14 protein-coding genes are annotated in these 12,990 nt (G+C 45.2%); 1 reads left to right on the top strand and 13 read right to left on the bottom strand.

Annotated features, from left to right (window positions below):
• Positions 1–20 precede the first annotated feature (20 nt).
• The 13 genes from B9D94_RS14795 to B9D94_RS14855 form a co-directional block, all read right to left on the bottom strand.
• Entirely contained in the window at positions 21–677 is a 657-nt protein-coding gene (locus B9D94_RS14795; protein WP_253806164.1) for a flavodoxin family protein, read from the bottom strand.
• A gap of 221 nt (positions 678–898) precedes the next feature.
• Positions 899–1,549, bottom strand: a complete 651-nt coding sequence (gene catA / locus B9D94_RS14800; protein WP_148247363.1) for a type A chloramphenicol O-acetyltransferase — start codon at positions 1,547–1,549, stop codon at positions 899–901.
• 233 nt (positions 1,550–1,782) lie between these two features.
• Complete coding sequence (locus B9D94_RS14805) at positions 1,783–3,999, bottom strand: stalk domain-containing protein (protein WP_063479496.1); 2,217 nt, start codon at positions 3,997–3,999, stop codon at positions 1,783–1,785.
• A gap of 178 nt (positions 4,000–4,177) precedes the next feature.
• Positions 4,178–4,798 carry a histidine phosphatase family protein gene (locus tag B9D94_RS14810; protein ID WP_006210766.1) on the bottom strand — a complete coding sequence of 207 codons (621 nt, stop codon included), beginning with the start codon at positions 4,796–4,798 and terminating at the stop codon, positions 4,178–4,180.
• A gap of 27 nt (positions 4,799–4,825) precedes the next feature.
• Positions 4,826–5,206: a VOC family protein gene (locus tag B9D94_RS14815; RefSeq protein ID WP_006210767.1), complete on the bottom strand. Its 381-nt coding sequence runs from the start codon at positions 5,204–5,206 to the stop codon at positions 4,826–4,828.
• 109 nt (positions 5,207–5,315) lie between these two features.
• On the bottom strand, positions 5,316–5,615 hold the full coding sequence (locus tag B9D94_RS14820) for a hypothetical protein (RefSeq protein WP_231888069.1): 300 nt from the start codon (positions 5,613–5,615) through the stop codon (positions 5,316–5,318).
• Positions 5,616–5,795: 180 nt separating this feature from the next.
• Positions 5,796–6,308: a GNAT family N-acetyltransferase gene (locus B9D94_RS14825; RefSeq protein ID WP_148247364.1), complete on the bottom strand. Its 513-nt coding sequence runs from the start codon at positions 6,306–6,308 to the stop codon at positions 5,796–5,798.
• Between the two features lie 25 nt (positions 6,309–6,333).
• Positions 6,334–6,888: a GrpB family protein gene (locus B9D94_RS14830; protein ID WP_036639319.1), complete on the bottom strand. Its 555-nt coding sequence runs from the start codon at positions 6,886–6,888 to the stop codon at positions 6,334–6,336.
• 343 nt (positions 6,889–7,231) lie between these two features.
• A complete protein-coding gene (locus B9D94_RS14835; RefSeq protein ID WP_063479824.1) occupies positions 7,232–7,960 on the bottom strand; it encodes a class I SAM-dependent methyltransferase in 729 nt (242 codons plus the stop codon).
• 165 nt (positions 7,961–8,125) lie between these two features.
• Positions 8,126–8,401, bottom strand: coding sequence for a CD3324 family protein (locus tag B9D94_RS14840; RefSeq protein ID WP_063479493.1), 276 nt, complete (start codon positions 8,399–8,401; stop codon positions 8,126–8,128).
• Positions 8,402–8,569: 168 nt separating this feature from the next.
• Positions 8,570–10,084: a serine hydrolase gene (locus B9D94_RS14845; RefSeq protein WP_148247365.1), complete on the bottom strand. Its 1,515-nt coding sequence runs from the start codon at positions 10,082–10,084 to the stop codon at positions 8,570–8,572.
• Between the two features lie 328 nt (positions 10,085–10,412).
• On the bottom strand, positions 10,413–10,649 hold the full coding sequence (locus B9D94_RS14850; protein ID WP_148247366.1) for an N-acetyltransferase: 237 nt from the start codon (positions 10,647–10,649) through the stop codon (positions 10,413–10,415).
• 32 nt (positions 10,650–10,681) lie between these two features.
• Complete coding sequence (locus B9D94_RS14855; RefSeq protein WP_148247367.1) at positions 10,682–11,785, bottom strand: threonine aldolase family protein; 1,104 nt, start codon at positions 11,783–11,785, stop codon at positions 10,682–10,684.
• A 260-nt stretch (positions 11,786–12,045) separates the two neighbouring features.
• On the opposite strand from B9D94_RS14855, the gene B9D94_RS14860 reads away from it, so the two are divergent.
• Positions 12,046–12,969, top strand: a complete 924-nt coding sequence (locus B9D94_RS14860; protein ID WP_006210776.1) for a cation diffusion facilitator family transporter — start codon at positions 12,046–12,048, stop codon at positions 12,967–12,969.
• Positions 12,970–12,990 lie beyond the last annotated feature (21 nt).

Below are 12,990 nucleotides of genomic sequence, written 5' to 3' on the forward strand. Positions count from 1 at the left end.
CGCTTTTTTTCTTGTTGCGATCAAGACCAGACCTTAGTGCTTCGAACAGAATCCTTCTGATAGTCCGAATATTTCCGTTCAAAAATATCGTACCCCAACTGTTCAGCAGCCATCAGCGGCGATTGGATATCCAGCGCTACCTCACCACGGCTGTTACCTACTCCACGAACTGCCCCAACGAATTCAGAATGAGTGTAACGAGCGTATTCCTGTATCTGATGAATAATGCCTAAGGCCGCACCCGGATAGGTTTCCTCCGATGCAAGCGTCAAACCAATCCGTTTGTTAGACATTCCTTCCGATATCACAGACGAATTTTTGTACGAGGCCGCGTAATAACAGAACAAGCGATCGAAGAATGCTTTCATCTGGGCAGATAAGCCATACCAATAGATCGGGGAACAGAATATTACGCCATCCGCCGGGACAAACTCTCCCATGATTAAGGATTCATAGTTATCCTGTATCGAGCATTCTCCACTTGGGAGCCGGCAAATCCGGCAGTCATGAAGAAAACTAGAGATGAAGTCATCTACAAAATGCAAAGCCACCTGCGTGCCCTTCTTCTTGGCCCCTCGCTTAACTGCGGCAGCCAGCGCGGCAGAGTTCCCGTCTCGTCTCGGGCTTCCAACAAGCACTAACAATTTCTGGTTCATGTTCTGGTTCTCAAGCATCATCCGATCCCATCCCATCCCTTCATGCACGTGGTCTAATTCTATCTTTTAGCATAAGGTCATTGGGAATCGTTGTAAAATCGTTTGTATTCATGACGATATCATTCATTTTGATGACCATGTCGACTTGAAATCTTGTATATAACCGATGCTCCCCTCTGTAAAACACAAAAAACGACTGCGTGAGCAGTCGTTTATCGAATAGTAAATGTACAATTACTTTATCATAGCCATTCGTTGCACGAATCAGCTAAGGTCTGCAGATCTTGGAAGAACAAACTTGCATGATATCCATCGCACACGGCATGATGTACCTGCAATGCGATGGGTAACAACATGCGACCTCCTTGCTCGGCAAATTTGCCCCCGGTAATGATCGGCCGAAAATCGGTGTTCCCGTTCGTCATATTCAGATTGAAACCTCTAAAGCTTGCCCAGGGTATCATCGATATGAAAAATGTATTCGGAGGGGGATTTTCTTTAACGAAGATTCCCTTCACGTCACGATAGCGTTCCATATCCTGCTCATATCGATTATGAAACCGAGAGAAATCATCTGAAAACTCAGTCCATACGCAGGAGAAGGTCTGGTCATCGTGATGAAAATAGGTGTAGCTCGGTGTCATGGAATCCCAGTAACCTAACAACGGTTTGGGATGATATGAAGTTCTGAACTCTACCCGCTCGTTGACCACTCTAGTTACCATGTAAATAAAAGCAGGATAGAACTTTAATCCCCTAGCCCTCAACGACTGAAGCAGCAAAGATACATCAACGTTTAAAGTCATGCTGTACGTGCATTCATGAACGGACGTATAATGCTCGAAATACGGTTTTCTGGGCCACTGCTTAATATCAATCACATTAAAATTCATCGGTCTTATCCCTCCTAAAAATATAAATCATTTCATTTTAGGAGGGTACATCCACTGATTTGACCACCATTCATCACTCCAGTATGGTCCGTCAACCCGACGGAGTCTATACCCAACACTTTATCATTCATCTCTTCATTTTCCAATAAAAAAAAGACCTCATCACTCTTCAACCTGTGACCCGGTCTTGAACCAGGTACAAACTGAAGTGATGAAGTCTTCCGTATGGTGTATTAATGAACCGTGTCTGGCATCTGGGTAAACAGCAGATTGACGGGCAGGTTACTTCCCGGCGCTGCTGTAAGCATAATTTCAACCTTTTGCTCGTAATCACCTGTGCGATACAGAACCGCTTGCTCGCCAGGAGATACCTGTCCGAGGGAATAGATTGGTACAATCGTACCATTCATCATCGCATAGCCAGAGTATTTACCGCCCCTAGGGTTAAAGGAGATCAGTGTATTTGGAGCCACGCGATCCAGCGTGATTTTGTACAAGACGCCGAAGTTGCCTGTATTGTGCGTGATATCTCCGACCATAGGATCCATTCCCTGCAAGTTAGGGTCATCCTGGTTATCTCCCAGAACGAGACGCTGGGATTCCGCACCAACGAGCTCGGAATAACGGATGATGCGTGTTGAATCCGGGTAAGTTCCGCGGTTATGCACCCCATCGCGGTCCAGGATCGGCAGTGTTCCCAGCACCTTCAATGGATCGGACTTCTCATCGATCATAACGACATCGAATTGAATCGGCTGGTCGCTGTACATATCCGAGTAAAGGGAAATAACATGTCCCTGTTTCATTCGGATCTCGCTCAGCTCTGTCATAACCAGCTTCTGTTCACCTGGAGCAAGCGTAACCGATGTTCTCTTCGATCCATCCTGCATGGATTGGAAATAGTATTGCACGGATTTTTTGCCTGCAGCCGTTGCAATCGGGGATGGCCCAGCAAATCCCAGGTAATCTTGTCTCAATGTCACAGGTGTACTGTTCTTGTTCGTTGCAATTACGTACATTTTGACATTCTTGTTCAGATTGTTCACATGGTGAATCATGAAGCGCATGTCTCCAACCGCTGTCTCACGATAAACGATACCTTCTGAATTTACCGTTTCAGGGCTGTTGCTGCGGATCAGCGTGCTGGGCTCATCGTTAAAATCATAATTGATTTTCGGACGGGACGTCACGTTGCCAAGGAACGAGAATTTCTCCCCTTCCGGAATGAAGAGCATATTAAAATCTTCTTCTGTATACAGTGTTTCATTGGTTACATAAACCGTCGATTCATAACTGGAGCTAAGTCCCTTCTTATCGGTAACGGTCAACTTAATGGTATGAACGCCGGGTGTAAAGAAGGCATAGCCCTTGTTCTCCCACTTATACGTCAGATCCTCGGTCTTGTCTTGATCATCCGAGCTCTTGTCCGTATACGTGATCAGCTCGCCCATTTTATATTCCGACTTGTCAGTTTCGAACATTGCCACAGGCGGAAGATTGGGCTGAATGACCGTGATCGTTTGACTGTAAGGATCACTCCACGTTCCGGTAGAATCCTGTACAGAGTACGTGACTATGTATTGACCTGGTGCGTCGAAGATATCCTGATTGCCTTCCCAACGCTCGTTGATAATCTCGCCTTGCACATTCTCAACTTGCGGTGTATAGGTAACTGTAGTTTCTCCTGCGAAAATCTCTTTAGGCCCTACCGTAAATTTGGCAACCGGCTTGCTAACCAAACTCATGATGACACGTTTACCTACGTTATCCACTTTATACGGGATTTCCAGCGCCTGCGTAATCGCTGTCAGTGGAACCATGAACGTGCTGTTGGTCTGATAGGAAGTCCCTTTCATATCTTTGGATACACCGTTTACGGTATACTTGCTGCTGTCTGTCTTAAAACGAAGCTCGTTGGTTCCTTTTGTGATAACCGTTTCCTTGGTCTTCTTATCGTAAGTGACCTTGAAGCCTACGCGGTCCACAAGAGCACGAATGGGAACATAGGATACTCCTTTTTTGACTTGCATGGGTTGTGGTGCATTGTAGGTGACACCGTCTTGAATCATTTTTGTGCTGTTAAAAAAAAGAATAAGTTCTTTTCCGCTTGCGACTTGCTGGCTATTGCTGTTGTTCTGGTTGCCCTGCACTTCCGTTGCCGTGGCTGGTTCTTTAACTTCACCGGTTTCCTCAGTGACAGGCACGTCCGTTGTTCCTGCGTTATTCGTCTCTTGAGCCCCTTCTGTCTCTGTTGTTTCAGGTGTCTCTTGAGTCGTATCGTTGGCCCCGGATTTCACTGCGTTAGATGCCGCGGTGTTTTGCTCATACACTTCTTGGGTGACTGGTGGCTGTGTCTTGTCTGCGGCATTTGCATCCGCGCTCGCCGGATAAGCTGCAGCTAATTGGGCAACAGCCAGTACGGTAAGCAATGATCGTTTCTTCAGTTTCATTCCATAACTCCTTCTAATCCTTTTTTGATATTTAATGAGGTCATACTATTAGACGTAAATTTTGGTAAAAAAGTTTCTCTGATCCGTTAATAATATTTAAGATGATGTAGAACTGTGTCACAAACTTAGTAAAAAACCCGTAACACCAATGTGACCGTTACGGGAGAGACTGAACCTATCAGGTCGCAGCCAAATGCTCTTGCCAATTCGTTGCCATTATGACCTTTTTCCCACTCGGTTCATATTGCCATAGATGGACGCCCGTATCGCCAGTAGGAATGAATATCTCGGAATGATAGGGAAGATTCAAGAAAGCTCGAAATAACATCGAGATCATGCCACCATGGGAAACAATACAGACTCTTTGTAACTCAGGCTTGCTATCCATTGTCGTAAACAGCTTGGATATGAAGTGTTCCGCCCTTGCTCTGAACTGTACTTCAGATTCTCCGCCCTCAATGGCATCATGCCGCTTTCTTCCCCCGGCCGGTATCGGATACTTCATTAATGCTTCATCTCTCAACATCCCAGCGATGACGCCATTATTCTGCTCCATGAGATCATTGTCATAGGTTACAGGCACTTGCGTCAATTCAGCAATAGCTGCCGCGGTTTGCTTGGCCCGAATCAAGGTGCTGCAAAAAATCGCATCCAAGGCGTAATTACGCTGAATCCACTCGGCCAGAAGCTGTGCTTGCTGCAACCCGAGATCGGTAAGAGAAAAGTCAGCCCGTCCTTCACACCGATTTAAAATATCCGCTTCCGATTGTCCGTGTCGTACAACCATAATCTCAACCATGTGTAAGCCTCCGTTTAACATCCGCACTCAGGTTTGTTGTTTCTTGCCAACGGCAATCCAGCGCCCATCCACATCCTCAAACACAAACTCATGGTTGTTATAATCCGTCGTGGACAATGGTCTGACAATCTTCACATCCAGGTTCATTAAATCTTCCTGAATTTCGTACTGATTACAAGTAATAAAATACGCATCATATCCGTAGCCATAACGAATCCGATTCGGCACGACTTCAATCTCCGACTTGGTTAACACGATCTCTATGGAATCCTGATAGAGACACACATGCGGTTCTCCTGAATCCAGATAGGCAACCGCACGAAACCCAATCCGCTCATAGAACTCGATTGTTTTTTGAAAATCAGCGGTCGGAAAGATTTGCAAGCAGTGCGTAAAACCTCTATCCATGATCCTATCTCCTGTCTTGTTATCAATTATTTGTCTTTCTCGTTTTCTCGCTTAAAATTCCCGGTCACTTAGCCATGATCAGTTGGACATCTTTAATGTTTGCTTCTTTTCATCTATCCATGTTTTTTGCTGTAGTACCAAACAGATGAAGGATACCCAAGTAGAATGGGTACAAGGCCAATGCAGCCATGGCAATAAGTCCTGTCACAGGGTTAGGTTGATCTGCTGGTTCGGTGATCGGCAGCCATGAAACGAGAATACTGACCAGTATCACGAAATAGGGAAACCACAGGATAAGCGAAAAATAACTTGCTTTACGGCCATCCAGCCAATGCCTGATCAGCTTCGGAAACGCAATGTTGGATACGGTGATGCCAGCCACGCAGAAGGCCAGGATTAGCTTGTTCACATGACTTAACTCCCAACCTGTTACTCGACTGATTCGGTAAACATTGGCCATCAGTTCAAGGACTGCGAAAGGGAACATTGCATACAAAAAACTCGAAACATTTAATCGAATGAAGAATCTCATGTACCCATCTCCCGGCAATCCTAAGAATTGAAGAATTTATCCTCAGTGGAAAATGATTTATTTCCCTAACTCCTTAATTAGATATAAATTCAGATCATCATCAGCGCATACCATTTCGCCGGGAACAACAGGCACAAGGTTGTACATAATGCCGTTTCCGTCGGGAATGTAACCGCGCCGGGCATAGATTCTTTGTGCTGGACCATAGTCCTTGTACAAGCCCACACCAATTCCGATACGCGGCAGCTTTTTACTCACGATGGTTTCGAATTGTTCAATGATCCTGTTCGCTACACCGTTCCTTCGGTACTCAGGAAATACGTTCAGATCATTGATCTCCGGAATGTTCTGATCTCGAAAGTACGGATAGTCCGATTCATATTTCAAGTGGGCAACTCCGGCCAATTTGTCATTAACAAAAGCTAACATGGTGACACGAATACCAATCTGGTTTTCAAATTCACACAGATTATAATACTCTTCCGAACGGTGTATATTTTGCTGCAGGAATCCTTCTTTCCAGGTGCATTTAAGCTCCGTGCTATCTAATACTTTCAATATAATTTCCATACGATGTACCTCACTGATATGTATTTTATGGGAGGAGGCTTCCTTGTCCTCCGGATAACTCCAATACTCGGTTTACAAAATCTGATTTTCCTACCATATAGCCCTCGCGATCATGCCGGAAGACGGTGGACAACTCTTTCTTCAAAATGGCGTATTCCACAACCCATTCAGGATGATGAAGGAGGGCATCCCGAAAAACAATATGCCTATGCAATTCACGGCTTTCTTGATCGCAGACATATACATGTTGAGCAAGTTTCAATTCAAGCCCATCGCTGTAGGGGACATAATCATCCTTTCTCCCAAAAGCCTCTCGGCCCTCGACGCCTAAATTCCCCTGATGATAATAACCTAGGGTTTCGAGTTTCGCTATAACTGTAGGAAGCGATTTCATAGAATCGATCACTACATCGATATCCAGAACAGGTTTTGCAGCCAGCCCCGGGATGGAGGTGCTCCCTACATGCTCGATTCTCAATACATCGTTACCAAGCGTATGCTCAAGTATGGTCTTGATCTCAAGAAACTTTTTTGGCCATTCCGGATTGTACTCTTCGATGATTACGGGTTTTGGACTCATATGTACGAGATGCCTCCAGTAATTGTGTAATGTGTAACGAACAGGTCTATGATGATTTACCTGTAAGACCGTATTTCAGCCTCAATCGCTTCCGCATCTTGATGCTCTAGCCCATGCAAAGCCTCTTGCAAATGCCGTTAACCTCTATTTTAATAGTTTTCCTGATGTTGGTAAATCATTAAGAAACAATATTTATAATTTTGTCACCATTTCTCTGACAGTATAAAGCGCGGTTCCATATAAAAAGCGGCCAAGACACTCGTCTTAGACGCCATTTCCTCCTGTACCATACCAGATCCTATACCGCGTTCCACGTATACTGCAACAATGGCCCGTCTAGCCCCTATTTTCTTGCCGATATCAATAGAAACATGGGGCGATGGCATTCCTCTTCCCATTCCGGATGGGACATGATCTGTTCATCGGACGGCCCCCAGTCTTCTACATGGGTAATCGTGAAACCCAGCCCTATCATCATATTCAAGTAGGTTCCCATCGTCCGGTGCTGCTTAACAACGCCATCGGCTAACCAGTTCGTCGTACGCATCCCCTCATATTGGTAGTTATCAACAGGCCATGTGTTGTATCCATTTGGATGCTGGATCCATTCAGGACGGATCGATGCGGTGTATATCGGATGCTCAACAGAGCACACCAAGCTTGCCCCAGGTTTGAGTGATGAGTACACTTCCCCCATCAGACCCGACAAGTTCTTAATATAATGAAAAGCCAGGGAGCTGTAGACCAAGTCATACGACTCCGGCTCTAATTCCAGGACCTCCATATCGGCTCGAATATAAGTAATATGAGAATCCTGCGTTTCGGCCCTTCCCCGCGTCAGCATGTTCTCGGATACATCGACCCCTAACACCTTAGTGGCACCGTGTTGTCTGGCCCAGCGGCTGAACCATCCGAACCCGCAGCCTAAATCCAGCACATGAGCTCCGGTTAGATCCGGCAGCATGGATCGCAGGCTCGACCATTCAGGAGCACCATCCAGTCCGTGGACAGATCGGCTAAGTTGACTATACCCTTTAAAGAATTCATCATTATCATATATGTTTTGAGTCATAAACATGAAGCTCTCCCTTCTTAGTTATACCTGATCTAAACTTAGCTTCTTTAGGCTGACAACTCAAGTTCATGTTTAATTCTGAATGAATCAGGATCGCGCGAAAGAAGACATAAAGCGACATCTGATGAATCCGCGTGGGTATCATCGAATGTCGCTTTAATTCTAGAGTTTCATTTTCTCACTCCGAATAATTCTACGGATGGATGGCTCCGTTAAATAATATCGCTCGGATAGGGCTTGAATGGAATCACCCTTCACATAGCTCTCCAGAATCATCTGATTCCGAATATCCAGATCCTTCTTTATCCCGGTTTGCTCTCCCCAGGACTTCCGATTCTCCGACTTTCTCGGAATATAAATATAACTTCCATCAATATAATGTTGAATGGTTTTGACTATGTGTTCAGGCAAAATATCTAGTGCTTTCTCGTATTTCATTCTCCCTGCTCCTATATACATAGAATCGTGTAAATAGCGAGCAAAGCACTCACATGAAATATAAGCCGCTATGGGTATAGAAGTAGGCTCCGAACAAATCTTTGTTCGCTTATCTCCGTGCTGCTTTGCTCGGAGCCTGATTTAACGGTTTGAACGGTTGTGCTTCTACTATGAGCCATGCATTTCACCTCGCTGAAAAGAATGGGATCGTTCATTATTATTTTCTATTCTAACAAATTCAATTTCCTTCGTGCCAGGTTCAAATAACAACATGGTAGAAAATTGGCAAACATGCCCGTTTGAACCCAGTTGAAAGGTCACGGACGTTTTAATGTTAAACACGGCAATATAAAGTTCAAACTGAAGGTCGCTAACGTGTGTGAGGGGGAACTGCATGGAATTGAAGGTTGCCCGAAGCTCTCCCTCATCCAGCTCAACAACCATTTTGCCGTATCCCGGGTGTTCATAGGTTCCCGTAAAATGCAGTAATGAGAGCGTTAATGGAATGACGAGTGCTTTCACGTCCGGAAGTGTCTCACCCTCTGCTGTCGGCTTAATTTCCACCTCGGATGCTTTCATTTTTTCCAGCGCTTGCGCACTCCAATCCTCTACCTCTCCACCCAGCATACGGTCAAAAATATGATTGGCAATCAGCACGGGAAGGGGGGTGCCATTGAGATTCGATAAAACAACGATACCTATTTGCTCCGCCGGAATAAAGGCGACATGAGCAGTGAACCCATCAATATTACCTCCATGATATACCATGCGTGAACCGCGATATGGCTCGATTGCCCAGCCAAGACCGTAACTCGCCATATTCGTCTGGTTCAGATTGATCTCCGTCATGTCACATACCATGTGGGGCGAATGTATAGCTTGCAGCATTTCTTTTGACACGATGTGCTGGTCATCATAGATCCCATGATTTATCTGAAACTTTACCCAGTGTGCCATGTCCTTTATGTTGGAATTAATTGAACCCGCCGGACCAATGGTATCGATGTTGCGGAATGGTATTGGTTTAGCTTGTTCTTCGAGAAGTATGTAAGGTATTGCAAAATCATGCTGAAGCTGCGTCTGATCCACCGAGAACTGACTTGAGGTCATACCAAGCGGTGTAAATATCCGGTTCTGCACAACCTCTTCCCAAGAAGAATCACTTACATATTCCACAAGATATCCTGCCACCATGTACATTATATTCTGATACTGCCACTTCGCCCTGAAATCCTCATTCGGCTCCAGATATTGCAGACGATGTATGATCTCTTCTCTCGTCAGGGCGGAATTGTACCACATCAGATCATGTCTGGGTAAACCGGAACGATGGCACAACATGTCCCTGATGGTGATTCTCTCCGTTGCAAAAGCATCAAACATTTTGAAGGTAGGAAAATATTCCTTGACGGGCTTGTCCAAATCCAGTTTCCCTTCATCCGCCAGGATTCCAGCAGCGAGCGCAGTAAAGGCTTTCGTGGATGAACCGATGGCAAAGATGGTCTCACTTGTCACAGGAAGTCCCTGATCGATATTTCGATGACCATAACCCTCCATCATGATGATCTCATGATTCTTCACAACCGCAACAGATAATCCGGGAACCTTCCACGCCTTCATCTGCTCTTCGATATAGGTATGGATCCCGTTCAATGATTCCATACCGGTTAATAACTCACTCATATCATCGGCCCTCTCCCTCACGCTTCGTTCATTCGATCACAATGATTTTGTGCAACTTGTAATCTTGGACATTCGACGTGCCCACACGGGATACCTTGTAGTACGGTTACAAGTAACCACTATTCTCTGACGCTTATCTATTAAGAAGAGAGGGATCAAGGAGAGTTTGGGATGTACGAACCCGGCCCTCGTTCCCTATAAGCGAGTCAGGGATCGATATGTGGAAAACTTGAAACAAGTATAGTTGTATACGTGACAAAAAAGAAGCCTAAGGATCTATATCCTCAGGCTACGATCAACAACACGATCCATTTGTTTTACACACTGATTAAATATCTTTACCTAAATAGATCACTGTCAGGTTATGATTCATAACCTTTTCCTTAAACTTGGTATAACCTAATCTTTCGTAAAATGCGAGATTTTTCGTGCTTTTGTGACCTGTGAACAGCTCTGCCTGGTTAACATCACTATAATGGTTCTCAACAGCGTTCATGTAAGCATCGTGCTGTAGGTCAAGTATTGCAGGTAAATCCCCGATTTCTGCTTTGCCGATGGCGATCATTTTCCATGAGCTCCTCTCCATATAGGTCCTTTTTATGGATGCACAGCCTCTAGCAGCTTCTCATTCAACACACGGAAGGCTTCTTGAATGGCTTCCCTCGGCGTCTTGCCGTATCGTTCCCCTATATGAACCTCAGATTGGCAATGATCTTCACTTGCCTCTTTAAGATAACTGATAAATCCGATGCCGGTCGTATTGTAAATATCCATCAGGATCGGTTCAAGCTGATTCTTGCCCAGTTGAAAGTACACATGAAACATGTTGGATACCGGAACTATAGGCTTAGTGACAACGGCATGACACTGATTAAACATCGCAGCCAGCTCTTTGGCCTCTTCATAATAACGGCCCATCTTCTCTATTCTCTGTTTATAATAGTACTCCGAGCTGATGATATACGGGTACAGACTGACCAAATCACCGCCATGACGCCGCTTCCATACTTTGGACTTAGCCAGGAAATCATTGTCGCCAGCCAGAATGGCTCCGGCAATCCCTCCGATGCCCTTGTAGAACGACACATATACACTATCAAAAAGCGCGCAGATCTCTCCAGCGGTTCTCTGATAATAAGGCGTAATTTCAAACAATCTTGCCCCATCCAGATGCAGCTTTATGCCTTGAGATCGACAATAGGCCGAAATGGCCTCAAGCTCCGCGTAATCGGGTAGCTGCCCTCCGATTTCACGCTGCGGCAGTTCAAGCAGCAAACAAGCAATGTCGCTATTCAGATTCTGAACATCTTCGAGTGTGATCAAACGATCCTCGCCAGCAAGGAGAATTGTCTCAATCTGATGCAGCTCCTTAAGCCCATCCTCTTCGTGAATCTCCAAATGGCACAGCGGGTGATACGCTACCCGTTTCAGTTCGGCTTCATCACACCATATCCGCAGGGCAATCTGCTGCGCCATCGTTCCGCTTGGAAAAAACACGGCCGATTCCTTCCCTAATTCGTCTGCCATAAACTTCTGAAAATCTTCAATAACGGCACCATTGCCGTACATATCTCCCGCCTGAGACCCGTCCACAGGCTGAAATGCCTCCAATAACACCTCGACATTCCTGCGACTATGCCCAATCAATGGATATGTAGTCTCATTATAAGCTTCGCCAAGAGATTTATGTTGTTCGTTCATAAGGTCAGTCACTCCTTCTGTTCAATTGAGTGGATATGGCCGTGCCGGATGATGAATCGCCTGCCCCTTAAGCATACTAGATAACGAAACAAGTGAGAATTAAATTAATTTCAATTGAATAATTCCCGGAAAAACTTGACAACTCCTAATTAAAGAAATAACATTATATATGAACATATGCTCATATTTAATTCATGCTTGTATTACAACCATTTAATCAAAATGTTAACATCATTCATTTGGAAGGGGAGTTTTTGATTATGCATCAACATAACCATCAACACGGACATGATCATAGCCATCATGATCATGCCCGGTCAGGGAATAAGAAAGGACTTCGCATTGCCTTGATCATCACGGTTGGCATCATGATTCTGGAGTTTGTCGGAGGATTGCTGACCAACAGTCTGGCTCTGTTATCGGATTCGGGCCATATGTTAAGTGATGCCAGTGCTTTATTGCTCAGTTTGGTAGCTCTATGGTTTGCCACAAAGCCTTCATCACCGAATAAAACCTATGGATTTTACCGTTTTGAAATCTTGGCGGCTCTTTTAAATGGTGTCGCATTGTTTGTCATTGCCGGATTTATCGTGTGGGAGGCGATCCAGCGTTTCAATGACCCTCCGACTGTTGCCAGCGGGAGCATGATGCTGATCGCCGTTATCGGATTGCTAGCTAACCTTCTCAGTGCCTGGTTCTTAATGCGAACGGGTGATGTGAAGAACAATGTAAATCTCCGCAGTGCTTACCTTCACGTCATTGGGGATGCGCTTGGCTCTGTGGGTGCTATTGTCGCCGGGATTGTCATGATTGCTTTCGGCTGGTATATTGCCGATCCCATAATTTCCATCCTGGTATCGATATTAATACTCAAAAGTGCCTGGAGAATCATACAGAATACGGTTCATATTCTAATGGAAGGGGTACCGGCATCCGTAGACCCAGAGGCCGTAACGAAGTCATTGTTATCCATTACAGGGGTTACAGGTATCCACGATCTTCATATTTGGACGATTACGTCCAATTTCGACTCCTTGAGCTGCCACGTTGTTATCGCAGATGACATAGATAGCTTTGATGTTTTACAGCAAGCCATCGACCTTCTGGACACCCAGTTCCACATCGAACATGCCACGATTCAGATTGAGAATACCGCTATCGTTCATAAGAAGAATAAAGTCTAAAGCCCTTCCCTGCGGCAGCCC

The organism is Paenibacillus sp. Cedars, from assembly GCF_003184205.1.
Lineage (GTDB): Bacteria > Bacillota > Bacilli > Paenibacillales > Paenibacillaceae > Paenibacillus_AQ > Paenibacillus_AQ glucanolyticus.